This window comes from Bacillus cereus group sp. BfR-BA-01330 (assembly GCF_022663885.1).
In the GTDB taxonomy this organism is placed as follows: domain Bacteria; phylum Bacillota; class Bacilli; order Bacillales; family Bacillaceae_G; genus Bacillus_A; species Bacillus_A cereus.
Genome location: NZ_JAKUGK010000007.1, coordinates 133,322 through 159,580 on the forward strand (window position 1 = coordinate 133,322; position 26,259 = coordinate 159,580).

Genomic DNA, 26,259 nt, shown 5'->3' on the forward strand with positions numbered 1-26,259 from the left:
GATGTATAAAAGGCATCAGAGATATACAATCTCTGATGCCTTTTAAATTAATACAGATAAATATTTTAAGCTTCAATTACGCTAAGCATTCTGTTTATAAATGCAGCTGCGTGAGCACGTTGTGATGGTCCTTTTGGTACGAATTGATTCAATTCATTACCTTTTACAATTCCATATCCATACACTCTTTGTACTTCTTCTTTAGCGTAAATTAAGTTTTGGTCTACGAATGGTAGTTCAACTTGTTTTGCAAAAATACCAGCGTGTTTTAGAGAACGATCGATCATAATAACAGCTTCTTCGCGTGTAATTGTAGTATTTGGGTCAAATGTATTATCACCACGTCCGCGGATTATGCCTGCGCTTGCTGCACGATTAATACCGTCTCGTAACGATGGGTGTACTTGTTCTAAGTCTGTGAAATTAGCATTTCCACTTGGTAATTGTAAAGCACGAGTAATTAATGTAGCAAATTCAGCACGCGTTACAAGACGTTCTGGGAAGTACTTGCCGTTTCCTTCTCCTTGCATAATGCCTCTAGCTGCTAATTGACGAATGTCTTGTTCATACCAGCCACCTGTAATGTCATCAGTTACTGGATTTTTTTGATTTTCTTTATAGTATGTTTCAGTTCCTTTTAAGAAAGCATCCCATTGTCCGCGTTGAATCATAAACGCAGGGCAGTTTTTTCCTGACCAAAATTGGTGTTTTTGGACCTTATCTAGAGAAATATTTAAGTCGTTCATTAAATAAGCTGCCAATTTACGGGCATTTTCTACCGCTTTTTCATAGTTTCCATCTTGATTAACGGCAATTTCAATTCCGATAGATTCATAGTTTCCAGTTTTATTTCCAGCATGCCATCCAACTTCATTTACCGGAAGATGTTGATAAATTTCTTTATCATCTACTGTGAAATGCCAAGATGCGGCGCGATCAGCTGTTCCGCGTGCTTGATTATCTAAGAATTTTGCATGATTTAGAGCATTAGCACCTTTCGCTGTATTAGCCGTTTCGTGAATCGTAATATATTTAGGCACCATCGGGTAGCCAGGTCGAATATCGTCATTTCCTTTTGGGACAATCATTTCTTTAAATGTAACGCCATAAATATTGTTTGTTTGTAGAGCTTCTGGCGATCTCAATAAACTGTTTTTAGCAGTACGACTGTTTTTTAATAATGAAGCTTTTGTACCTTCAAATGTAGCAGAAGGTGCATAAATCCATTTTGCTGTTTCGTTTATTTGGACTTTAAACCAATTTCCAGCTTGTTCAGTAGGAGTAATGACTTGTGGCTCTAGTTTCCCTTCTTCTTTAAACGATTGGAACGGAAGTGCATGTATGGAAGCTTCTTCTTTTACGATTAATTTTTGGTTAGATAGTTTATGAATCTCTTGAACTTCTAAGCTATTATCATTGTTATCTATCCATCCAGCGCCAGTTGGCGTCGTTATGTAGTAAGCATTTCCTTTTTTCTTTGTCGCCGTTACGACTTGTTCTGTAATCTCGATATTCGATTTGTTTTTTAAATCATTCGCGGTATATAATGAATGTTTTTTTGAAGTGTATAGTAGGAATTGGCCAGTAACCTCGATATCTTCTTCATGAGTACTATGCTCATTAACATGCTCCTTAATACTTTTAAAAACTTGATCCTCCGTATATACTTCGGCGGATTTTTCAGCACTCTCTGCAAATGAATAAGTAGGTGCAAGAACAGTTTGTAATGCAAGAGAGAGAGTTAATACACTATAAAATTTCTTTTTCATATTTGTTTTTAACACATTAGATTGTGGAATCTAGTGTTAACAGTCCTCCTTTTTATATTGTATTTTCACTATGTATCGATTTTAACACTAATAAATTTTAACAAGAGAAAATCATGATGTCTATATACATGAGCAATATTCATAAAAAGAATTATTTGAAAAAATGTAAGAGAAACAGGTAAAACCTTCTGTATTGACCTGCAAACGCCCTTCAAGTAAACTAAAGAGAGTTTGCAAATGAAAAGGTGATAATGTTGTTAATTTCAATTAAAACGTTACAAGATGATCGTTTTTTACGTCCGCTACAAAATATTGGCGGCTTATTTTTTGAAGAGAGTACGATTGGATTTGAACAAGAGGAAGCAAATCTTATCGTTGATATACACATTGAAGAGAATGTGAAAGCATCTGCTCGTTTAACAGATGTTGCGACTGGAAATGTGTATGAAGAAACATTCGCAAAAGATTTATCTGCTTTTACAGATGAAAAAGAGCGTATGAAGCAAGTGAAACACGTTGTTTCTTATGTATATCTTTCTGTTCTTCAGCAGTTAACTGGTATTGAACAAAGCTGGGGTATTTTAACGGGAGTACGTCCGACGAAACTTCTTCACAAAATGCTTCAAAATGGTATGTCAAAAGAAGAAGCGCATCAAGAACTTCGTGAAAGTTATTTAATTCATGAAGAGAAAATTGAACTTCTTCAGCGCATTGTTGATTGCCAATTAGCAGTTGTTCCGGATTTATACCGTTTGAAAGAAGAAGTAAGTATTTATATCGGTATTCCGTTCTGCCCAACGAAATGTGCATATTGTACATTCCCGGCTTATGCAATTAATGGACGCCAAGGATCTGTTGATTCGTTCTTAGGTGGTTTACATTATGAAGTTCGTGAAATTGGTAAGTTTTTAAAAGAAAAAGGTGTAAAAGTTACGACGATTTATTACGGCGGCGGTACACCTACAAGTATTACAGCAGAAGAGATGGATATGCTGTATGAAGAAATGTATGAAGCGTTCCCAGATGTGAAAAATGTGCGTGAAGTAACAGTTGAGGCAGGTCGCCCAGATACAATTACGCCAGCAAAGCTAGAAGTGTTAAATAAATGGAATATTGACCGTATTAGTATTAATCCGCAGTCATACCATCAAGAGACACTAAAAGCAATTGGACGTCATCATACTGTAGAAGAAACAATTGAGAAATACCATTTAGCTCGTGAAATGGGAATGAACAATATTAATATGGACTTAATTATTGGTCTTCCTGGTGAAGGGTTAGATATCTTCAAGCATACGTTAGATGAAACAGAAAAGTTAATGCCAGAATCATTAACAGTTCATACGTTATCATTTAAACGTGCTTCTGAAATGACGCAAAACAAACGTAAATATAAAGTAGCAGGTCGCGAAGAAATTACAGCGATGATGCATGAAGCAGAAGAGTGGACGCAAAAGCATAATTACGTACCATATTACCTATATCGTCAAAAGAATATTTTAGGTAACTTAGAGAACGTTGGTTATGCAATGCCGACGCAAGAAAGTATTTACAACATTGTCATTATGGAAGAAGTACAATCAATTATCGGACTTGGTTGTGGTGCATCAAGTAAATTTGTTCACCCGAAGACGGGAGCAATTACGCACTTTGCGAATCCGAAAGATCCAAAATCATATAACGATGGCTTTGTGAAATATACAGAAGATAAACTGAAAATTTTAGAAGAGCTATTTGCATAAGAAGAAAGAGGTTGTTCCGACTCGGAACAACCTCTTTTTTATCCTGCAGTAACGGGCGGTCCGATTATATCTTATCAGTTTTTGTCGGTAAGTCGATATATTCGAAAAATCGCTGATATAAATTGAGTTGTGGTTGATATATTTCAAGTTACGGTCCATATATCTGGAAAATCTCCGATATAATTTCATTTACTGTCTAGCGGTATCGTATGTAAAACTATGTCGATAATAATCAGAAAAATTAGTCAAATCATTAGAGGACAATGTCTACTTATGGACGAAATGATAGATTTATGAAAGAGAAAAGGGGGAAATTGTTGGCATGTATATGACGATAGGGAGAATTTTTGATTTATCAGTTGGTAAGTATCCAAATAAAGAGGCGTTAGTGGAACCTGAAAAAAATATTCGCTGGACGTATAAACAGTGGGATGAACAAATAAATAAAACAGCGCACGCTCTATTAGAAGAAGGGGTAAGAAAGGGAGATACGGTATCTGTTTACTTATATAATTGCCATGAATTTGTAAACGTTTACTTAGCCTGTGCGAAAATTGGAGCGATCTTTAACCCGATTAATTTCCGCTTAAAAGCAAAAGAAGTATCTTATATTCTTCAGGACGCATCCTCGAAAGTCGTTGTCTTTGAAAAAGCAGTTGAGTCAACTGTTGCTATAATTGAAAGAGATTTTCCAAATACATCTTTTTGGTCTATAGAAAACGATAAACCTTCCTATGCAAGTTCCTACCATGAAAAAGTGAATGAAGCATCTTCTGAGAAAGTAAATATCGAAATTGATGAAATGGATTATTGTTCTATGCTGTATACGAGCGGTACGACAGGTCATCCGAAAGGCGTGTTACACCGCCATCGTGAAATGGCTGAGCATAGTATGATTTGTACGTATTTCCTAAAATATAATAGAGATAGCGTTGGGCTTGTTGTTGCACCTTTATATCACTGTGGTGAATTAAATGCCGGAATCATACCACGCATTCAAGTTGGCGGAAAGAATGTTATTTTGCATCATTTTGATACAGAAACAGTATTACATACGATTCAAGAAGAAAAGATTACGACGTTCTTTGCAGCGCCGACGATGTGGAATATGTTGTTGCAAAAAGATTTAGCTCAGTATGATTTAACGTCAATGAAAATCGGTATATATGGCGGAGCAGCAATGGCACCGGCGTTAGTGAAGGAATGTAAAGAACGTCTTTATATTGATCTTGTTCAAATATACGGAATGACAGAAATGGGGCCAGTTGTTGCATTTCTCGTAGAGGAGGATCAAATTACCAAAGCTGGTTCAGCAGGCACGCCATGTTTTAGCCATGAAGTTCGTATTGTGAAACCGAACGAGGATGCACCGGCAGAACCAGATGATGTATTACCTCCTTATGAAGTGGGAGAAATTATTTTACGCGGCCCAACTATGATGGCTGGCTATCATAATCGTGAAGAAGCGAATAAAAAATCGATGTATAAAGGATGGTATCATTCTGGTGATCTAGGCTATTTTGATAAAGACGGTTATTTATTCGTTGCTGATCGCGTTGATGATATGGTAATTAGCGGTGGCGTAAATATTTATCCTCGTGAAATTGAAGATTTCCTTCATAGTCATCCAGGTATATTAGATGTGGCGGTACTTGGTGAGCCAGATGAATTATGGGGAGAGCGTGTTGTGGCAGTTATTGTGAAGAAAGATGAAACAATAACAGAAGCTGATTTAGAAACGTATTGCAAAGAAAGTGATGAACTAGCAGATTATAAACGTCCGCGTCATTATTTATTTGTAGATGAACTCCCTCGTAATGCGAGCGGGAAGTTGCAGAAGTTTGTACTGAGGGAGTCGTTGAAAGGTGCGAAAAAATAGAAAATGCAGGATGCCCCATATCTATGGGGTATCCTGCATTTTTCTGTATTAAACAGAAGAAACAATATCTTTGTTAATTCTCATTTTTTCTTGGTGAAGGTTAATTAGCGCATTTGAAATAAGGTGGAAACACAAAGTGGATGTAATACAAAAAGAAAAGACACCCTAAGGTGCCTTTCTCCGACTTGAACCATTTCATTTCATACGAATCGGAATCTATCCGTATTACCATTACCCCTTTGTTATGAGTGTAAACACACACTATAAAGCAGAATCGTCTATATACACTAGATTGTTAGTTCACAAAAGACAAGAGATTTGAGATCAATATCGAAGTGACGCCACATCCCCTATAATAATTGATATGTTACGCCTTTTAAAAGAATCTGCTTTATAGAACGTGCCCACAAGTTATATTTTACTATATGTAATATTCATTCAGTGTATTTTTTGATGAATATGTATAATTACATAAACTGTATGAAAAAAAGAGAGTATACTCTGATGTTGTGTAATAAAGATAAAGCCCGCCTATGGAATAGGGGGCTTTTCTTACTTTTTATAAATATTTATTCCAATTATATTATCAGATGAGTCTAAACGAATATAAACGTCAGCTGATAAAAGGTGTGCATTATATATTCGTTGTTTATATGTTGATATCTCGAAGCGTTTTCCATTTAATTCACATTCTAGAATAATCATATCGTCATGTTCTTTCCAATTTATTAATTTAGCAGTTGTATTCATATAAACCTCCTCTGAATCATTTTATGAAAATTAATAGAGATAGTGTGAGAAAGGAGTTTATATAACAAAAAAAGACACCTTAAGTGTCTTCTTTGATTACTATAAAAGTCGTTGAATGAAATAGGTTTCTATTTTTATTTGCGTGAAAAGCCTTCTTCATCAAGGTATTCCGCAGCTTCTGGATAAGAGTTGAATGTACCGTCTAAGTTTACACCAGCGTACACGTTCCACATGTCATCCTCTGAAATAAGAGTAAGAATATGACCATCTTCGTTCTGCCATTCTTCTTCTTTCGCAGGTTCTACAGGTGCTACTACTTCTTCTTGTGATAGAAGGTCAATTGATTTCTCAATTACTGAACGTAACTCCTCTGCTGAAAACTCACGGATGTTAACCATGCCTTTATCATCTGTTTTATAACCTTTAATACCGCTTGCATATACAAATCCATTTCCATTTGGGTGTAAATGAAATACAACGTTCTTTTTATCTAAACGACTTTCTTCAAAGTGGAAGTTTACACGTTTTAATGATACGTTCTTTCTTTCTAGTTCTGGGAAAGATTCAATAATCGATAATTTTTCTTCAAAAGTTAGCATAGTGCCTCCAAGTATATAGTAAAAGATTTAATTTGTTCATTATAGCATAGTTGCAATTGTTTCCAAAGATAAGGGGAAAACTTTTCGTTGAATACGTTTACGTCACGAGAATGTAAAAAGTGAGCTAACGAATGTATCTTTTTAGGTGTACAATGGAACATGGACTTTATACAAAGGTGGTTTTTTTATGTTTCAAAAAATAGCAAAGGAATGTTTAGCAGGATTTACTGTTGCGATTGTTGCGTTACCACTTGCGATTGCATTTGGTATTGCCGCGACAGGAACGTCTGAGGGAGCGCTTGTTGGATTGTATGGTGCGATTTTTGCAGGTTTATTCGCAGCGTTATTTGGCGGGACACCTGGGCAAGTAACAGGGCCAACTGGACCAATTACCGTTATTGCAACAGGAGTTATTGCGACGCACGGGTTAGAGGCAAGTTTTATTGCCTTTATGATGGCAGGGTTATTTCAAATTTTATTCGGTGTATGTAAGCTCGGTTCTTACGTTCGATATATTCCGTATCCTGTCGTTTCGGGATTTATGAATGGTATTGCATTAATCATTATTTTAGGCGAAATAAAGCACGTACAAAATAGTTTTTTACTTGTTGTGTTAACGATTATTGTAATGATTGTTTCTGGTAAATGGATTAAGGCGATTCCGTCTAGTTTAGTAGCACTAGTCGGTGTGACAGCTTTGCTTCCTTTATTTTCTTCCTTACTCGAAGGACTTACAGTAAAGTTACCGATTATCGGAAATCTTTCACTAAATAAAGTAATTGAAAAGATTGGAACCATTCCAGAAGCGATGCCTACGCTTCATATTCCATCTTTAAGTGGAACAGGAATAGCAGCACTTATTTTGCCAGCGCTTAGTATTGCTTTATTAGGATCGATTGACTCGTTGTTAACATCGGTCGTAATGGATAATGTGACAGGTACACGTCATAAAAGTAATAAAGAACTGGTCGGACAAGGTATCGGTAATATGATGAGCGGATTGTTTGGCGGATTAGCAGGTGCAGGTGCGACTGTAAGGTCTATCGTGAATATAAGAAGTGGCGGTAAAACGGCACTTTCGGCATGTATGCATAGTGTTATCTTATTTATTTTTATTATGGGTCTTGGTTCGGTCGTACAATATATTCCACTTGCTGTATTATCAGGTATTTTAATTTTAACTGGTATTGGAATGTTCGATTGGGGAAGCATGAAAAAGATGCATGTCGCTCCTAAAGGTGATGTCGTTGTTATGCTCGTAACGATGATTGTAACGGTGAAGTTCGATTTAATGATTGCTGTTGCATTCGGTATTATTCTTTCGTTCATCATATATATGGTGAAATGTAAAGAACGCAAAACTTCTATCGTAAAAGAAAAAGAAGAAACGTACACAATTCAAGGACCGCTCTCTTTCCTATCAGTAGATCGTATTTTCTCTACTTTACAAGATGTGAAGCCACCGGTTGTTTTACGTATGAAAGATGTGCGTTATATGGATGTATCAGGAGCTATGGCATTATTAAATTTTGTTGAGCAATCAAATAAAGTAGGAGCAAGTGTAAAGCTTGAGCAAGTACATCCGAGTATTGAAAAAACAATCGCAGTAATGGCAAGCAATGAACAGAAAGAGCAATTGAAAATTTTAAGTGTTTAGATGGTAATTAGAATATCTCACAATCTTACATAAATTATAATGTAGAGTTGTGGGATATTTTTATAATGTTTTTAGTAATATGTATCGCAGTGATAGAGAGGAAGGGCTCTTTTGAGTAATAGAAACGGTTATAGTGTGTACATATATAATGGAAGGAATTAGAAAAAATATTGTGAAGAGACAGGCTTAAATGGGTTCTCTTTTCTATTTTGAAAAAAAAACCAAGTATTCAACCTATAATAAATTTGTTATGATAACCAATGGGATAAAGTGAATTCCTATCGTTTAAAACAATATGTTTGAGAGTATATGTATAAAAGAAAAGAGAAAAAATATGAATAAAACATTTGTAAAAGGAGCAGCAATTTTAACCATTACAACTTTTTTGTCGAAATTGCTGGGTAGTTTTTTTCAAATTCCATTACAAAATATTGCAGGAGATGAAGTGCTCGGTATTTTCCGCCTTGTTTTTCCTGTATATATGATTGCTCTTACATTATCGGTAGCCGGAGTTCCACTTGCAATTTCGAAACTAATTGCAGAGTTGAACGAAAAAAATAAGCAAAAGGAAATTGCGAAATTATTTAAATCAGCGTCAATTATTGGGATAGCATTTGGCGTTTTCGGCTGTTTAGTCATTGTATTATTTTCTATTGAAATTGCAAATATGCTTGGTGGACAAGAAACTAGAATGCCGTTGCTTATTACTTCATTAGCGTTACTCATTGCGCCATACATGGCGGTGTATAGAGGGTATTTTCAAGGTTTCGGTGATATGAAACCAACAGGGGTATCACAGGTCATTGAGCAATTTGTACGTGTGTTTTTTATGTTAATAATTGCTTACATACTAGTATCATGGGATAAGAGTAATACTGTTATTACTAGTGGTGCGATGGTTGGCTCTTTTCTTGGAGTCATTAGTTCGCTTATATATTTGCGTATAAAATATAATAGAAGTCCATACTACAATAAAAGCAATTCCTATTCGCTCCGAGATTTAAGAGAAAACGGCAAAAAGATATTGCGGGTATCGATCCCAATCGCTATTGGAGCTTTATCAATGCCACTTTTAAATTTAGTAGACTCGCTTACAATACCGCATGTATTACAAGGATCATCAACAGAAATTCAAGAACAATTTGGAATATACAGTCGCGGTTTTGCATTCACGCAAATAATTGTTATTTTTGCAAGCGCAATTGTATTTCCGTTAATACCACTCTTAACTTCCGCATTGGCCAAAAGAGATATAAATTTGGCGAAAATAACAATTCAAAATACAAATCGACTAGCGCATGTTTTGACAGCACCGTTAACAATATGGTTGATGGCATTAACAGTACCGTTAAATGTCGGATTGTTCACAGATGTAAAAGGCAGTAGTATGTTAACAGTTATGATTGGCAGTTCGTATTTTACTGCGGTTATGGTATTATCAATAGGTGTTTTACAGGGCATTAACCGTTCTGCACAAGCTGCATGGATTGTTATTGGTGCGAGTTGTGTGAAAGTCGTGTTAAACATAATGTTCGTGCAGAAGTTTGGCATAGATGGAGCGGCGTATAGTACATTCATTACTTACGTATTGATTTGTATTGTAAATCATTTGTATATTCGAAGCTATATTGCCTATTCTATTCATTTAAAAAGCTTTTTTGGTGTGCTAGCAATAGCATGTATTTTGGGACTAGGATTGTATGAACTATGTAATGTGATAAATATTACATCTTCAAGAATTATGACGTTATTATTCAGTGGTATAGCATTAAGTATTACAACCATTTTGTATGGTGTATGTGCTTTGAAATTAAAATGGATATCAATAAACAAAATACCATTTTTAAAAAGATAAATATAGAAATTTAATTTTTTATTATAATTCATATGAACTGATAAAGAGGAAACTATGTAGGGTATCAAGTGTTTAGGTAAGGAATGGGTACTAGTTTATGTTAGATGAAATAAACGGTTACCTAGTTTTGGAGGAGATTTAGGGTGCGTTTAGTCTTATCAGGATATTATGGTTTTTATAATGTTGGAGACGAGGCGATTCTACAATCAATTATTGAATCGTTAAGTAAAGAGAACCCGGATATAGAACTAGTAGTACTATCAAATGATTCTAAATATACAAAGGAAATGTATGGTGTAGAATCGGTAGATCGCTGGGATATAAAAGCTGTTTATCATGCAATCAAAAACAGTGATGGAGTTATTAGCGGTGGCGGGAGCCTTCTTCAAGATCAGACAAGTACGAAGAGTATTCTATATTATACGGGTATTATGGGACTCGCTCGATTATTAAAAAAGCCGTATTATATTTATTCACAAGGAATAGGTCCAATTACAAAAGGATATAATCGTCTATTAGTAAAATGGAACTTGTCAAAAGCTTCCTATGTATCAGTTCGAGATGAGGATTCGTTTTTATATTTAAAAGAACTTGGCATAAAAAACGATATTGAAATTGTTCCAGACCCTGTTTTAACATGGAAACGGACAAAACAATCGGATTGGTTGCAAAAGCATTCGATACATGGAAAAGTAATTGCGGTTAGTGTACGTTATTGGAATGCAAAAGAAGATTATATAAAAAAATTAGCTGCGGCATTAAAAAAATTAAAGCAAGAAGGATACCAAATTCTATTTGTTCCAATGCATGAGCCATTTGATCAAAAAGCTTCGCGTGAAGTAGTAGACTTAATGGGGGAAGAGACGTATATGCTTCCATATAAAATGGATATCGAAGAGAAAATATTCATTTTATCACAATGTTCATTACTAATTGGTATGCGTCTTCATGCACTAGTTTTTTCTGCTGTAGCCAAAACTCCAATGGTCGGGATTTCATACGATCCGAAAATTGATTCGTTTTTAAGTCAAGTGAATCAGCCAGTTATAGGAAGTGTGGATGGCGAATGGAGTGCTGAATATTTATATGAAATTGCGAAAAAGCAATTAATGCAACAAGGAACTGTGCAGCAAGAGTTACAATTGACAATAGATGAGCTTCGGTTGCAAGGCAAACAGGCAACAAAGAAACTCATTGATCATATGGAAAAAGGCACTTTATTAAAAAAGTAAAGTGTCTTTTATTTTGTTTTGAATGTAATGAAAATTCTAATTAAAAAACGTTTTATTTTAATTCCTATTTATTATGCTAAAATGATTGTGATTATTATATAATCAAATTTGTGATAATAAATTCGTAGATTACGAGGAGGATAACCTTGAAGACTTTTTCAAAAGGTATAACAGCAGTGGCATTAACGGGATCATTACTTTTAACTCCTATTTCAAGTTATGCGGCAAATGATGATATTACAGGACATATGTTTGAGACGCATATGCGCTCACTTATTACTAAAGGAGTTTTAATGGGGTATGGAGACAATGTATATGCGCCTGATAAATTAGTAACAAGAGCAGAGTTTGCTACATTCATAGCAAGGGCTTTAAATTTACCGAAAGCTGATTCGAATTTCGAGGATGTGCCGAAGACTTACGGTTTATATGATGGTGTAAGTAGAGCATATGGAGCGAAAATTATTAATGGTCGTACGAACGAGACGTTCTCACCAAATGATGTGATTACACGTGAAGAAATGTCGATCATGGTAAAGCGAGCGTTAGACTATAAAAATATTAAAGTAGCTGTAAGTCCGCTTACCTTTACTGATAAAGATAGTATTAACTATAAAGAGCATGTGCAAGTTATGGTGGCTACTCAAATTATTAAAGGGTATCCAGAAGATAATACATTTAGACCACATTTATCAGCTACAAGAGGAATGGCTTCAGCTATGTTGGATCGCATGCTTCAGACGATTGAAAAAAACGGAAATACCAATCCTGTAGAAACTAAGAAATATGTTGTGACAAATGTAAGAGAAAACGGAACAGAGCAAGAAGTAGAGCGCTATAATACGTATAAAGAAGCGGTTACGGCTGCTCAAAATAAAGGTATGAATGCGGTAAAATATGAGAACGAATTTTTATGGATTAAAGATGGTTTTGCAAGTGCGAAAAGAATAACTGGGCAAAACATCATTAATATTTATGATGAGAATTTAGCAACAGTATATACGTATATTCAGTATGGAACAGAATTGAAAGTGTTAGAAGTTGGCGAAGATCGTGTGAAAGTTCAACTTTCTGGTTTGACAGGTTATGTGAAGAAGAATGAAATCACTTTAATTCCTACCAATGAAATGAAACAGTCGTCTTATTATGTGAAATCAGATGGATATTTATACCATAAATATTATACATATAATACAAGTTCACCTGGATATACAGAATTTAGATATGGTGTGGCACCTTCTTTCATGAAGCAAGGACAGCAAATGTATAGTGTAGATGGAAAGACATTCGGAGACGAAACTTTCTATCAATATTTCAATTATTTATCATTACGTTCGAAAACAGATTATACAGCTGAACAACTAGATAGTTATGTGAAATCGATTAAGCCAGACTCTCCATTAATTGGTTTAGGAAAGAAATTTAAAGAAGTAGAAAGCAAGTATAATGTAAATGCATTATTCTTATATTCATTAGCAATTCATGAAAGTTATTATGGAACAAGCGCTCTTGCAAAAGACAAAAATAATTTATTTGGTTTAAAAGCAACAGACGATAGTCCATATGGTAACGGAGAAGCATTTAATTCAAAAGAAGATTGTATTGAACATGCAGCAAAATTATACATGAATGAAGGATATTTAAATCCAGGACATTGGCGTTATACAGCAACATATACAGGTGATAAAGCTGCTGGTTTAAATGCGAAATATGCATCTGATGCGAACTGGGGTAAAAAAGTAGCGGGGCATATGAACCGTTTTGATTCTTATTTAGGTAAAAAAGAATACAACAAGTACAAACTTGCACGTGTGATGAATAACGTGGAAGTGAAAAAGAATCCTAGTATATCAAATGAGCGACTGTATCGTTTAAATACAAATGTAGTTGTCACAGTTACTGGTGAAGAAATAATAAATGGAAAAGCGTGGGTTAAAGTTATTTCAGATAATCCTACTGTAACAGAAGCGTATATTGCAAAAGAAAGCTTAGAGTACGTAAAACATTAATTAAATAAAAAAGAAGGTGCTACTAATATTTCGTAGCACCTTCTTTTTATTCAATTTCAAAATCAACAATGATATAGGCGAGTATAACAACGAAGAAAATGCTAACGGCTGGCGCTGTTAATACGTGGCCAGACATAAAGCCAATGCCAAGTGATAGAATGAGTGTGCTCGCTAATAGCATATACTTTACAGTCATGATTTTCTTAAAGTTTGTGATCATGCGGATGAATAATGTAATACCAAAGTATAGAAGTGGTATTAAGTAAATAAGGAAACCGATAATTCCAAATGCGAAAAATAGGTCATGGAAGTCCATTTCAATTAATTTAATTTTATCTGTGTAGTTACCAGCGTAACCCATTCCGAATAGTTTTTGTGAAAGCGGTGCGTCTTTATAGTACTGTTTGTATGTTTTTAAGAATTTGTCGCGATCGCTGTAAATTAAACTTTTTACTTCAGAATCTGTAAGTTCACCTTTTGCATGTTTTTTTGCATCTTCTGGATCTTCTTTAATTACTTTTCCTTCTTTTCGATCTTTCTCTTCTTGTACTGATTTTTTGTATTCGTATATTTGCATGTGAATGCCCATATTTTTTGCGATAGGAGTATGCGGTGTAAGAACAATTAAACCTCCTAGTATAACAGCGGCAACAACGGTATTTACAATATGTGTGAATCCTTTTCCTTCTTTTTTACGATTTATCATGTACTCAAGGAATGAGAAGAAAAGTGCTACGCCTAATGTAATAACAATTGCGCCATATCCGACTTTCGTTCCGACCATAATACTTGCATACATCGCAAGTATTGTTGGAATCCAGTAATATATTTTCGAGAAAGAAGTTGTTTTATGAATTGAATATAAGACAATGATTGGGAACATAATGGCGAAAAGAGAACTTAAATCATTTCCAGCGAAGAACCAACCTCTTGAACCGATTTTTGAATGAGGATAGCTTGGGAAATCCGTTCCAGTTTGCATTGCGACAATCATTGTGATGCTTAAAATTAAAGTTGCATATAAGAAATATGTAATGATTTTATGAAATACATATTCTTTATTTTTTAGCTCTTTAAAGGCGATAATATATCCAAACAGTAGCACAATTGGATATACGCTCTTTAAGATAAATTTAACTTCTTCTCCAAATGAAATTGGAGATTTAACCATCATATTATTTACAAGACCGATTGCGAGTGCGATTCCGAGTAAACATAAATAGAGGATGTACTTTTTCGCATCTTGTTGTTTGTGATGAAGAAGTAGGTATCCTAATGCAAGAAGCATAAAGGCGAAACGGACTACAACTCCAACTGTTGCGCTCATGTGTAGTATATAGATTGAAAAAGATGTTAATAAATCTAAAATTGGTTGAAACACAATGAATAGCAATAGGAAATGTGGGAAGTAGTTATCCGTTTGTTTCAACTTATTAACCATATGTTCCTCCAGTTCTTCATTCCTTTATTACAACACCCAAAAGATGGGTATAAAGCCTTTTTTACATAGTAAGGCGAATGAATTTCAATATTTGTTTTTTTATCAAACTTAAGAATACACCATTTCATTGTAATGGTAAATAGATGAAAAGCATGGATAAACCGACTTTAATTTCTATATTTTTCAACGGAATTGTATGTTTTATACGGTATATGTACAAATTGCGAGATTATTAGACAGAAAATTGAGAAAAAAGAAGGATTTTTCAGTGGTTTTCTATAATTATATAAGTATAATCTTTATGGAGAAAAGAGGGGTATATATAATGGAAATAACAAGTAAAACAGAATCTGTCGTTGTGAAATATGAAGGCCACGTTGCAACGGTTATGGTCAATCGCCCAGAGGTGTTAAATGCGTTGGATGAGCCGACCTTAAAAGAGTTATTACAAAAGTTGAAAGAAGTAGCGGAAAGTTCTGCGCATATCGTTGTGTTATGCGGGAACGGCCGTGGTTTTTCTGCGGGTGGGGATATTAAATCGATGCTTTCAAGTAATGATGAAAGTAAGTTTGATGGCATTATGAATACCATTTCTGAAGTTGTCGTGACATTATATACGATGCCAAAGCTTGTTATTAGTGCAATTCATGGACCGACTGCAGGTCTTGGGTTAAGTATTGCGTTAACAGCTGATTATGTAATGGCGGATATATCATCTGTTATTGCAATGAACTTTATTGGAATCGCTTTAATTCCAGATGGAGGCGGTCATTTCTTCCTTCAAAAGCGTGTCGGTGAAAATATGACGAAGCAAATTATTTGGGAAGGTAAGAAATTATCAGCGACAGAAGCGCTTGATATCGACTTAATTGATGAAGTAATCGGCGAAGATTTCCAAACGGCTGTGAAGCAGAAGATTAATGAATGGTCACAAAAACCGATTAAAGCAATGATTCAAACGAAGCAAATTTTATGTGAAGTAAATCGCTCTAATTTAGAGCAAACATTGCAATTAGAAAAGCGTGGTCAATATGCAATGAGACAAACAGCGGATCATAAAGAAGGTATTGCTGCGTTTTTAGAGAAACGTTTACCAGCATTTAAAGGGGAATAAAGTTTGTCCATTCCTCACTGATTATTAGCTCGTTAATTCGGGATAAAGGGGAGAAAGTGCTAACACATTTTAGTATAATTGTGTTAGCACTTTTTTTAGGAGTAATACATGAAGAGAATGATTGGTGTTATCACTATTATTTTGCTTACATATTCTGCTTTGCATAGTACACCATCTTTGGCAGTTCGGACTGCGTTATTTTTTGAGGGACATCCAAGTGTTGCATTTTCTGACGGGGTGACGAAAGAAAAAGATGTGAAAAAAGAAGCGATTCCAGATGAGTATCAAACTCTATATGGTAAGGACAAAGACTTAGAGCACTATTTCTTTCCACATGTAAGAGCACATGGATCAGGAATTGATATGTTAAGTGCATGCGTGAAGAAAAAATGGTTTTTCTATAAAGCAGAGCTCGGATGTTATTAAATATAGGAGGATGAATGATGTCAGCATATAACAAGTTAGTCAGAGATCGTGTTCCAGAGAAGATTTTAATGTCTGGAAAAACATATACAGCACAAAAATTAACAGGTCAAGCCTACATACAAGCTTTAGCGAAAATTGGAACGGAAGAAATTCGTGAATTTGCTTCTATGAAAGAACGCGAACATGCACTAGATTCTCTTGCAGATGCGCTAGAGGTTATCATTTCATTAGCACGTGCAGAAGGTGCATCGATTGAAGATGTGGAACGCCTTCGTAAGCAAAAAGAGATAGAGCGCGGTGGATTTGAAAGAGGTATTTATTTATTAGATGTTTCAGAAGAATAGTTTTATAGGAAAAGCATAGCGTTAATGAGTAACACTATGCTTTTTTGTTGCAATGAAGCTAATAATGAAGAAGATAGCTGTTAATATCCAGCCGATTGTAATAGAAGTAGTAGTATGAATGGCATAAGAGATTTGTAAACAAAATAATGATGCTAAAAACCAAATGAGTGCAATGTGTATATATTTTTTTGATATATTCATATTTCAGGGCTCCTTTTGTATACTAAAAAGAATTTTACTACAATTTAGAAAATTAGGCCATATAAGTAGAGGTTTTCTGGCGAATTTTGTATACTGAATAGTAGAGAAAATGAGGAGGAAACGACAATGGCACACCATACGAAAGAAACGATGGAACTGATTAAGGAGCTTGTCTCTATTCCAAGTCCATCTGGAAATACAGCAAAAATTATTAATTTCATTGAAAACTATGTCAGTGAGTGGAACGTAGAAACGAAACGTAATAATAAGGGAGCTCTTATTTTAACGGTAAAAGGGAAGAATGATGCGCAGCACCGCTTATTAACGGCACACGTTGATACGTTAGGTGCGATGGTGAAAGAAATTAAGCCTGATGGTCGCCTGAGTCTTTCTATGATTGGTGGATTTCGCTGGAACTCTGTAGAAGGGGAATATTGCGAAATTGAAACATCAAGTGGCAAGACATATACAGGAACGATTTTAATGCATCAAACATCTGTACATGTATATAAAGATGCAGGTGAAGCAAAACGCGATGAGAAAAATATTGAAGTTCGTATTGATGAGCGCGTATTTTCAGCTGATGAAGTACGCGAATTAGGAATTGAAGTAGGAGACTTCGTTTCATTTGATCCGCGTGTTCAAATTACAGAGAGTGGATACATAAAATCCCGTCATTTAGATGACAAAGTAAGTGTTGCGATTTTATTAAAATTAATTAAAAGATTACAAGATGAAAACGTAACATTACCATATACGACGCATTTCTTAATTTCTAATAATGAAGAGATTGGATACGGTGGTAATTCTAACATTCCTGAAGAAACTGTTGAATACTTAGCAGTTGATATGGGAGCGTTAGGTGATGGACAAGCATCTGATGAATATACAGTATCTATTTGTGCAAAAGACTCTAGCGGCCCGTATCATTACGCACTGCGTAAACATTTAGTAGAGCTTGCGAAAACGAATCATATTGAATATAAAGTAGATATTTATCCATACTACGGATCTGATGCATCAGCTGCGATTCGCGCGGGATTTGATGTGAAACATGCTTTAATTGGAGCGGGTATTGATTCTTCTCACGCATTTGAACGTACACATGAAAGTTCTATTGCGCATACAGAAGCATTAGTGTATGCATATGTAATGTCTAATTTAATTGAAGAATAATTTCATAGATAATAGAGAGCTGATTAAAGATATTATTTTTAATCAGCTTTTTATTTGGCGAAGCGATTAGGAGACATGTTCTAATCGCTTTTTAATCCCGCTATTTGCCGAGTAGTAAGACCCCTACCTCAAAATTCAGCGAAAGCAAAAAAGTTAGATGGGGACCGGGCTGCCTGTAAAAGCCCGATTGGTGAGGGCTGATTAAAGTTTTTTATATACATTCATTATAAGTTATATATATGCGATTTTTGTTATACGACCGGAAACGTATTTACTATAGATATATAATGTTATACACTATGAAAGGAATTAATTAATAGTTAATATTTTTTAGTTAGCTTGATTAAAAAAATTGTATGAATATGAAGTTTTGAGAGGAGATTTATTTTTCATGAAGTACAAAGCAATAGCCGCAGGTTTATTAGCAGCAAATTTACTAGCACATCCAATTAGTAGTTTAGCAGAAACGAAGAAATTTCCTGATGTTTCAGATAGTGCGTGGTCGAAAGACGCAATTTATTATTTAGTAGAGAGAAATGTAATTAACGGTATGCCAGATGGTAACTTTATGCCATACGGAAATTTAACACGTGCCCAGGCAGCAAAGATTATCGCAACAGCAATTGGTGCTAAAGTAGATCCAAATGCAAAGCCGTCTTATAATGATGCGAAAAATAGTTGGGCAGCTTCATTTATTGCAGCCATGGAAAAAGAGAATATTATTAAGGGACGAGAACCAGGAGTATTTGATCCTGAAGGAAAAGTAACTCGTGCTGAAATGGCAGCTATGCTTGTAAGAGCATATAATTTGAAGAGCAAAGTAACAGGACCAGTTCCTACAAAATTTGCTGATTTAGAGAATCATTGGGGTAAAGAAGAAGTTAATATTTTAGTAGAATTAAAACTTTCTTTAGGTACAGAGAATGGCTGGAAACCGAATGATTCTATTACGCGTGAACAAGCAGCTCAACTTACTGCGCAAACAGATAAATTTAGCAAGAATAGTGATCGTCCAGTAGAAACAAAGAAAATGTACATAGATAGAAAATTCATTACATATCACGCACCATCATTAAGTTCTGGGATTAGTGCAAATCAGCATAATCCACAAATGGTTGAAATTAAAGAAGAACGAGATGGATGGATCAAAATTGCAACAAGTAACGGTGATAAATGGACACCTTTAGTAGAGAAAACAGAAGTTATTAATGAAGGGTTCACTACTTATGCAGAAGCTTCTTCTTCGTCAAAAGTAATGGGAACACATAACGCACAGCAAGTAACTGTTATTGAAGAGAACGGCAGCTGGATTCGTATCCGCATGGGCGCTGGTTTCCAATGGGTTAATAAAAATCAATTAAATCCAGTGAAGCAAGGTAATTTCTTAGAAGGCAAAGCGATTATCATTGATCCAGGTCATGGTGGAGCGGATTCAGGTAATCCAGGTTATTATGAGAAAGAAAGTGAAACTGTATTAGATGTATCATTGCGATTACAGAAAATATTTGAGAAAAAGACACCATTTACTGTGTTATTCACTCGTACAGATGATACACGTCCAGGAACAAGTGCTTCTGATTCTTTAAAGAAACGTGTAGAATTTGCTCAAAAAAATAATGGGGATATTTTTGTAAGTATTCATGGTAATGGCACGGAAGAGAAAAATGGACAAGGTACAGAAACGTTCTACTATGAATCAGCGACAGCAAGAGGAACAAATCCTAATGTATCAGAAAGTCGTTTACTAGCAGAAAAAATTCAAGAGCGTCTTGTAGATGCACTGGGAACAAAAGATCGTGGTGTGAAAAAAGGCGATTTATACGTAATTAGAGAAAATACAATGCCAGCTGTATTAGCAGAATTAGCATTTGTAGATAATAAAAGTGATGCAGATAAAATAGCTACACCAGCGCAAAGACAAAATGCAGCGGAAGCTATTTATCAAGGTATTTTAGATTACTATGAAGAAATGGGTAACAACGTGTCTTCTTTCCGTTAATAAATAATAAGAGATTGCCATTGGCAGTCTCTTTTATTTATTAAAGTTTCTCTTTATTTCCGGCATATGATATCATTTAATTTTATATACAAAAGTATTTGAGTAATTGTAATTAGAACAATTTTAAACGATAAAGGATGATAATAGATTGAGTAATCATAGTAAAACACCTGCCTGTATATATACGTATGCATTTCGTGAGGAGGAGCGTGCTTTATGTTACTTGGAAATGCGCTCGTTCTTTGGAATGGAGTCCCACGTTAATATTTTAAAAAGTGATGTCAAAATTGACCCGAGTAGAAGTGCGTTTATTAAAGAGCGAATTGAAGTTATGTATGAAGGAGACGACTTAGAAAGTATCTTAAAACAAGTGGAACAAATTGACTTGGCAGGAGCGACGTTCAAAGTCATCTTCGTTAAAATTAATGACCTTGTTGGAGAGAATAAAATTGAATATGGAGAAAGACGTCTTATTGAACGAGACCTCGGCATGCATATTGAAGGAGAAGCGGATGTTCGTAATCCAGAGCGTGTATTCGGGATTGTTCCTCTTGGAGGACGCTGGTACTTCGGGCACTATGTAGAAAGCGAACCCGTTTGGTATCATCACATAAAAAAACCGCATAGTTATTCGACATCTCTTAGCACACGTGTTGCGAGATCAGTTGCAAATATCGCTGTACCAAATCCAGAAGGAGTACGAGCAATTGACCCGTGCTGCGGTATTGGAACAGTAGTAGTAGAAGCACTTTCTATGGGGATTAACATCGTTGGTAGAGATATAAATCCACTTGTAGTTCTTGGAACGAGAAAAAACATCGCACATTTCGGATTTGAAGGAACAGTAACAAAAGGTCCAATTGAGGAAATTACTGAGAACTATGACGTTGCCATTATCGATATGCCGTACGACTTATTTACGCATGCCACACCAGAAGACCAGCTCTCCATTCTTTCAAGTGCGCGCCGCATCGCTAAAAAGGTAGTCGTTGTAACGATGGAGACAATGGACGACATGATCCATGAAGCAGGATTTGAAATTACAGATCGCTGTATTACCAGAAAAGGGTCATTTACTAGACAAATTCTTGTTTGTGAATAGAAAAAGGTCACCCGTTTGGGTGACCTTTTTCTATTGTAGTTTGATGTGTGATTGGTTGGTGGTGTAGATAGATGAATTAGCGGAATTTGTCGGTAAGTCGATATTCCATGGCGAATCGCCGATATCGTTACATGAGAATGTTACTGTTCTTTTAATTTTTCTTGTTGTGCGATTAATAAATTGCGTAATATGTGTCCGCGGTAACTTTCTAGTTTTCTTCCTTCATGATAGCGCACACCTAATTTTTTTAGTTCAGCTACGTACCAGCCCTTTGTTCCGTAATACATGGGATCACTTCCTTTTTGCTTTTGAACAGTATATGTTGGGGAGCGAAGTAACTTTACATTGAAAATAATAAGACTGGTTGTATCAAGGGGGCCCCCATAACATAGACTCTGGACAGTGTATAAAAAAATAGACAGTAGTGTATGTTTTTCTAAAAAATGCATACAAATTTATACCCTATGCGTTGGCATGATATTTGCAATGAAAAGAGTATCAACGTATAGGGGAGAGATCGAAATGAAGGTTAGTAAAATATATACAACGATTGATGCACACGTAGCTGGGGAGCCGCTTCGAATTATTACGGGCGGAGTGCCAGAAATAAAAGGAGAAACGCAGCTGGAAAGACGCGCCTACTGTATGGAACATTTGGATTACCTTCGTGAAATTCTGATGTATGAACCGAGAGGGCATCACGGAATGTACGGTTGTATCATTACACCGCCAGCAAGTGCCCACGCTGATTTTGGTGTTTTATTTATGCACAATGAAGGATGGAGTACGATGTGTGGTCATGGCATTATCGCTGTTATTACAGTTGGAATTGAAACAGGCATGTTGGAAGTAAAGGGTGAAAAACAAAAGTTCATTATTGATAGCCCAGCCGGAGAAGTTATTGCGTATGCAAAATATAACGGGAGTGAAGTAGAATCTGTATCATTTGAAAATGTTCCTTCATTTGTATACAAAAAAGACGTTCCTATTAAAATAGATAACTATGAATTTCAAGTAGATATCGCGTTTGGAGGAGCATTTTACGCTGTTGTAGACTGTAAAGAATTTGGTTTGAAAGTTGATTTCAAAGATTTATCTGCTATTCAAATGTGGGGCGGTAAAATTAAACATTATATAGAGAGCAAAATGGAAGTGAAACATCCACTTGAAGAAGGATTGAAAGGAATATACGGCGTTATCTTTTCAGATGAACCGAAAGACAAAGGTGCTACGCTACGAAATGTAACGATTTTTGCTGATGGGCAAGTAGACCGTTCTCCTTGCGGTACAGGAACTTCAGCGAGAATCGCAACTCTTTTTGAAAAAGCTACCTTGCAAAAAGGAGAAGTATTCATCCATGAATGCATTACTGATGGGAAATTCCAGGGAGAAGTATTATCCGTAACCGCAGTAGATACATATGAAGCTGTCGTTCCAAAAGTAACGGGGAATGCCTTTATTACAGGATTTCATCAGTTCGTTGTAGATCCGAGAGATGATTTGAATCGAGGATTTTTGTTAGGATAAGAGGAGGGGGTGGAAAGATATGCTTGTCATAAGCGCGAACGAACAAAGAAACTTAGTAAATATGAATGAAGTTATTGAATACGCGGCGCTTGCTTTAAAAGAATTTTCCGCAGAAAGAACGATTACACCAATAAGAGGCTCATTACCATTTGCGAACGAGCAAAATACGGCATTAATTATGCCTTCAGTAGCGGAAGGACTTGAGGCACTTGGAGTAAAAATAGTAACGGTAGTCCCGCAAAATAAACAGATAGGAAAGAAAACGATCAATGGGATTGTGATGCTATCAGACTTTCAAACGGGAGAACCGCTCGCACTTCTAGAAGGATCGTACTTAACGATGATCCGAACGGGCGCCTTATCAGGAGTAGCGACAAAATATTTAGCTCGTCATAACGCAAAAACTTTATGCATTATCGGCACGGGTGAACAAGCGAAAGGAATTGCCGAAGCAATATTTGCGGTTAGAGATATCGAAAAAGTCATCTTATACAATCGCACAGAAGAAAAAGCGTATGCATTTGCGCAATATATACAAGAGAAATTTGGTAAACCTGCTTACGTTTACAAGGATCCAAATGAAGCAGTACGTGAAGCAGACATCATCGTCACAACTACGAACGCAACCACACCAGTCTTCTCAGAAATCTTGCAAAAAGGCATCCACGTAAACGCCGTCGGCTCATTCAGACCGAGCATGCAAGAACTACCCTCACATGCCATAGCTAAAGCAAACAAAGTAGTAGTCGAATCAAAAGAAGCAGCACTAGACGAAACAGGAGACCTTCAAGTTCCGATAAAAGAAGGTCTATTCAAAGCAAACGCCATTCACGCTGAACTTGGTCAAATTATAAGCGGAGAAAAAGCTGGGCGCGAAAATGATGAAGAGATTACTGTTTTTAAATCGGTTGGTTTGGCAGTAGTAGATATTATTGTTGCAAAGTATTTGTATGAGAAAGCGGTGGAGCAAGGAGTAGGGAATAAGATTGAGTTTTGAGACTGCCTTTTGGTGGTCTTTTTGTCAGGATGGGTGTGCTAGTATTTATAATTGAAGCCTTTTAATATTATGTTGAAATATATGAATTCTGCGCGGACATCAAATCATTCATTCGATTGGTATATGAAAAAAGTTGCACCTCTAATTATTAGAGATGCAACTTTTTACCATTCACGCCATTCTTCTGTTATATCTTCCTCGGATTCTAAGCCAGCTATTCGTGCTGCTGTATCGATAAATTCATAGAGATCTTCTCTTTCCATTGTTTCGATAAAATGGTCATGTTCGATATTTAATTCATTTAATTTAATAACTACCTCTTTAACAACTTGCATTACTTCGACTTCGGTTGGATTCTCTCCTAATCGCTGTAAGTTGTTAATGTAAGTGTCAAGAACTGTATTTGTTGCACTTATATTTTCTTCAGTAAAAAATTCCCCATCTTCATCATACTCAACCCATGAGGTTGTTGGTTTATTTTTTTTCAATTCATCAAATGTCATGATAACCTCCTAAATGTGTTTTTTGTCTTTAATCCCATTCTATATTTTCGGTCATATATAACAATCATTTTAGAGGTATTTTCTGTAAGTTTCTAGTTTTTTTATTCATTTTAAGAGGCCATCTATTCGAGGTTTTTTATTTTATCATCCTTATAAATATAGTTTATCGCAAGAATACATTAATAGATTTCAAACTTTCTAGTTTTACAAAAAAGTTTGACTTTACATACAGGTAGTGGTAATTTAAAACTTATAAGAAAACTCGGGATTAATTCCGAGTTTTCTTATGGGTATAACTAGTTTGAGGGGGCCGAAAGATGAAACAGAAGTTATTTGCATTACCATTTGTTCTAATACTACTTATTGCATTAGCGGCTTGTTCTGGGGAAAAAGATTCTTCAAAGCAAGCGGGCACTAGTAAATCAGGGACTCCGAAAGATGGAGGAACGTTAACGATTGGTGTTAGCGATAATCCAGATACGATGAATCCGCTTTATGCGAATGATCGTGTGTCATTAACTGTGCAGCAAGCTTTATATGCGCCGCTATATCATATGGAAGATGGTAAGAAAAAGTTTGTTCTTGCTGAGAGCTTTACGCCTTCAGAAGATCAATTAACGTGGACATTGAAATTAAAAGATAATTTGAAATGGCATGATGGTAAGAAAATTACATCAGACGATATAGCATTTACATTCCAATCTATTTTAGATGAGAAGCAAAATAGCTCAAGTCGTGAAAACTTTATTTTTAAAGGAAAGCCGCTTGAGGTGAAAAAGGTAGATGAGTTAACAACTCAATTCGTTTTACCACAAGTAAGTGCATCTTTTGAAGGTGTGATGAATGATTTCTTCCCAATTCCGAAACATGTATTTGAAGGGGAAGCAGATTTAGCGAAGAGTAAGAAAAACTTACAGCCTGTAGGGTCAGGTCCGTTTAAGTTTAAAGAATATAAATCAGATGAGTACGTTGCATTAGATCGATTCGATGATTATGTAGGTGGGAAAGCTAAATTAGACTCTATCGTATACCGAGTTGTAAAAGACCGTAATACAGCAAATGTTTCACTGCAAAATGGTCAAATCAACATGAAGATGATTGAGCCGCAAGACTTTAAGAAACTAGATAGCACTGGGAACTTCTCAATGGTGACATTCCCTGAAGGTAGATTATTCTACTTATCTTATAACATGAATACAGATTTGATGAAGAAAAAAGAAGTGCGCCAAGCAATTGCGCATGCGTTAGATAAAAAAGAAATGATTAACTCAGCATTCGTTTCGGGTGAATTTGCAGAACCAGCAAATTCAATCTTAACGCCAGACGCTATGTATTATGCGAAAGATATTAAAGACTATAAGTATGATAAAAAAGAAGCGAAAGATTTATTAGCAAAAGCTGGCGTGAAAGATAAAGAAAAAGTACGTGTGATGTATGTAACGAATAACAAAATCATGGAAAGCTTAGCGCTTTATACACAACAAAAATTAAAAGAAGTTGGCTTAGAAGTTGAACTAAATGCATTAGATGCTAGTGCAGCAAGTGAAAAAGGCTTAGATAAAGAGAATAAAGAATATGACATTACATTTGGTGGTTACATAATGGGACCTGAGCCAGATTCATATAAGAGCTTATTCCTAAGTAATGCTGAATACAATTATGCACGATATAAAAACGCTGATTTCGATAAGTTATGGGAAGAAGCTGCAGTTGAAACAGATAAAACAAAACGTGCAGAGCTATACCATAAAATTCAAGAGACAGCGAGAGAAGACGTACCTTATCTACCAATCGCGTATCCGAAAGCAGTTATTGCAGTAGATAAAAAGTTTGATGGATTAAAAGAAGCGAAAGCAATTCCTGTCACAATGTTTGAAGATCTATCTAAGATTTATGAAGTGAAATAAGAAACAATAAAGAAGCTGGTGGAAATCAGC

Annotated in this window: 22 protein-coding genes; 15 read left to right on the plus strand and 7 right to left on the minus strand. The window is 35.6% G+C overall.

The window, feature by feature from the left end:
* Positions 1-65 precede the first annotated feature (65 nt).
* Positions 66-1,769, minus strand: a complete 1,704-nt coding sequence (locus MR112_RS20355; protein WP_033666542.1) for an S-layer homology domain-containing protein — start codon at positions 1,767-1,769, stop codon at positions 66-68.
* 251 nt (positions 1,770-2,020) lie between these two features.
* On the opposite strand from MR112_RS20355, the gene MR112_RS20360 reads away from it, so the two are divergent.
* Together MR112_RS20360 and MR112_RS20365 are read left to right on the plus strand one after the other, a co-directional pair.
* The gene (locus tag MR112_RS20360; RefSeq protein ID WP_002025370.1) at positions 2,021-3,511 is read left to right on the plus strand and encodes a coproporphyrinogen III oxidase; all 1,491 of its coding nucleotides are present in this window, start codon (positions 2,021-2,023) and stop codon (positions 3,509-3,511) included.
* Between the two features lie 322 nt (positions 3,512-3,833).
* Positions 3,834-5,390 (plus strand): fatty acid--CoA ligase, encoded by a 1,557-nt coding sequence (locus MR112_RS20365; RefSeq protein ID WP_000281991.1) that lies wholly within the window; start codon positions 3,834-3,836, stop codon positions 5,388-5,390.
* A gap of 552 nt (positions 5,391-5,942) precedes the next feature.
* Here the strand turns inward: MR112_RS20365 and MR112_RS20370 are convergent.
* Both MR112_RS20370 and MR112_RS20375 read right to left on the minus strand, forming a co-directional pair.
* Positions 5,943-6,140 carry a hypothetical protein gene (locus tag MR112_RS20370; protein ID WP_078187957.1) on the minus strand — a complete coding sequence of 66 codons (198 nt, stop codon included), beginning with the start codon at positions 6,138-6,140 and terminating at the stop codon, positions 5,943-5,945.
* Between the two features lie 134 nt (positions 6,141-6,274).
* Complete coding sequence (locus MR112_RS20375) at positions 6,275-6,739, minus strand: hypothetical protein (protein ID WP_000954998.1); 465 nt, start codon at positions 6,737-6,739, stop codon at positions 6,275-6,277.
* A gap of 187 nt (positions 6,740-6,926) precedes the next feature.
* On the opposite strand from MR112_RS20375, the gene MR112_RS20380 reads away from it, so the two are divergent.
* The 4 genes from MR112_RS20380 (at position 6,927) to MR112_RS20395 (ending at position 13,492) form a co-directional block, all read left to right on the plus strand.
* The gene (locus MR112_RS20380) at positions 6,927-8,396 is read left to right on the plus strand and encodes a SulP family inorganic anion transporter (protein ID WP_074554183.1); all 1,470 of its coding nucleotides are present in this window, start codon (positions 6,927-6,929) and stop codon (positions 8,394-8,396) included.
* Between the two features lie 334 nt (positions 8,397-8,730).
* A complete protein-coding gene (locus tag MR112_RS20385) occupies positions 8,731-10,251 on the plus strand; it encodes a putative polysaccharide biosynthesis protein (RefSeq protein WP_001043999.1) in 1,521 nt (506 codons plus the stop codon).
* A gap of 143 nt (positions 10,252-10,394) precedes the next feature.
* Positions 10,395-11,483, plus strand: coding sequence for a polysaccharide pyruvyl transferase CsaB (gene csaB, locus MR112_RS20390; RefSeq protein WP_001241593.1), 1,089 nt, complete (start codon positions 10,395-10,397; stop codon positions 11,481-11,483).
* Positions 11,484-11,629: 146 nt separating this feature from the next.
* On the plus strand, positions 11,630-13,492 hold the full coding sequence (locus MR112_RS20395) for an S-layer homology domain-containing protein (RefSeq protein ID WP_000847498.1): 1,863 nt from the start codon (positions 11,630-11,632) through the stop codon (positions 13,490-13,492).
* Between the two features lie 46 nt (positions 13,493-13,538).
* Here MR112_RS20395 and MR112_RS20400 read toward each other — a convergent pair whose 3' ends face one another.
* A complete protein-coding gene (locus MR112_RS20400) occupies positions 13,539-14,933 on the minus strand; it encodes an O-antigen ligase family protein (RefSeq protein ID WP_074554181.1) in 1,395 nt (464 codons plus the stop codon).
* Positions 14,934-15,234: 301 nt separating this feature from the next.
* On the opposite strand from MR112_RS20400, the gene MR112_RS20405 reads away from it, so the two are divergent.
* From MR112_RS20405 to MR112_RS20415, 3 genes are all read left to right on the plus strand, one after another.
* A complete protein-coding gene (locus MR112_RS20405; RefSeq protein ID WP_130055419.1) occupies positions 15,235-16,047 on the plus strand; it encodes an enoyl-CoA hydratase in 813 nt (270 codons plus the stop codon).
* A 108-nt stretch (positions 16,048-16,155) separates the two neighbouring features.
* Positions 16,156-16,473, plus strand: coding sequence for a hypothetical protein (locus tag MR112_RS20410; RefSeq protein WP_074554177.1), 318 nt, complete (start codon positions 16,156-16,158; stop codon positions 16,471-16,473).
* Positions 16,474-16,490: 17 nt separating this feature from the next.
* Positions 16,491-16,817, plus strand: a complete 327-nt coding sequence (locus MR112_RS20415; protein ID WP_001277350.1) for a nucleoside triphosphate pyrophosphohydrolase — start codon at positions 16,491-16,493, stop codon at positions 16,815-16,817.
* Between the two features lie 21 nt (positions 16,818-16,838).
* Here the strand turns inward: MR112_RS20415 and MR112_RS20420 are convergent, their stop codons facing one another.
* Positions 16,839-17,018, minus strand: a complete 180-nt coding sequence (locus tag MR112_RS20420; protein WP_001027083.1) for a hypothetical protein — start codon at positions 17,016-17,018, stop codon at positions 16,839-16,841.
* A 126-nt stretch (positions 17,019-17,144) separates the two neighbouring features.
* On the opposite strand from MR112_RS20420, the gene MR112_RS20425 reads away from it, so the two are divergent.
* The 3 genes from MR112_RS20425 to MR112_RS20435 all read left to right on the plus strand — a co-directional run bounded on the left by MR112_RS20425 (position 17,145) and on the right by MR112_RS20435 (position 21,295).
* Entirely contained in the window at positions 17,145-18,194 is a 1,050-nt protein-coding gene (locus tag MR112_RS20425) for a M42 family metallopeptidase (protein ID WP_000930085.1), read from the plus strand.
* A gap of 391 nt (positions 18,195-18,585) precedes the next feature.
* Complete coding sequence (locus tag MR112_RS20430; RefSeq protein ID WP_029441721.1) at positions 18,586-20,193, plus strand: N-acetylmuramoyl-L-alanine amidase; 1,608 nt, start codon at positions 18,586-18,588, stop codon at positions 20,191-20,193.
* Between the two features lie 148 nt (positions 20,194-20,341).
* Entirely contained in the window at positions 20,342-21,295 is a 954-nt protein-coding gene (locus tag MR112_RS20435; protein ID WP_074554175.1) for a TRM11 family SAM-dependent methyltransferase, read from the plus strand.
* Positions 21,296-21,435: 140 nt separating this feature from the next.
* On the opposite strand, the gene MR112_RS20440 is transcribed toward MR112_RS20435, so the two are convergent.
* Complete coding sequence (locus tag MR112_RS20440; RefSeq protein ID WP_137396435.1) at positions 21,436-21,711, minus strand: YflJ family protein; 276 nt, start codon at positions 21,709-21,711, stop codon at positions 21,436-21,438.
* Positions 21,712-21,817: 106 nt separating this feature from the next.
* Between MR112_RS20440 and MR112_RS20445 the strand changes: the two genes are divergently transcribed.
* Together MR112_RS20445 and MR112_RS20450 are read left to right on the plus strand one after the other, a co-directional pair.
* Positions 21,818-22,822 (plus strand): proline racemase family protein, encoded by a 1,005-nt coding sequence (locus MR112_RS20445; RefSeq protein ID WP_000868679.1) that lies wholly within the window; start codon positions 21,818-21,820, stop codon positions 22,820-22,822.
* A 19-nt stretch (positions 22,823-22,841) separates the two neighbouring features.
* The gene (locus MR112_RS20450; RefSeq protein ID WP_242245243.1) at positions 22,842-23,819 is read left to right on the plus strand and encodes an ornithine cyclodeaminase family protein; all 978 of its coding nucleotides are present in this window, start codon (positions 22,842-22,844) and stop codon (positions 23,817-23,819) included.
* A 164-nt stretch (positions 23,820-23,983) separates the two neighbouring features.
* Here the strand turns inward: MR112_RS20450 and MR112_RS20455 are convergent, their stop codons facing one another.
* Positions 23,984-24,322, minus strand: a complete 339-nt coding sequence (locus MR112_RS20455) for a hypothetical protein (RefSeq protein ID WP_000141782.1) — start codon at positions 24,320-24,322, stop codon at positions 23,984-23,986.
* 317 nt (positions 24,323-24,639) lie between these two features.
* On the opposite strand from MR112_RS20455, the gene MR112_RS20460 reads away from it, so the two are divergent.
* Positions 24,640-26,229: an ABC transporter substrate-binding protein gene (locus MR112_RS20460; RefSeq protein WP_000810663.1), complete on the plus strand. Its 1,590-nt coding sequence runs from the start codon at positions 24,640-24,642 to the stop codon at positions 26,227-26,229.
* Positions 26,230-26,259 lie beyond the last annotated feature (30 nt).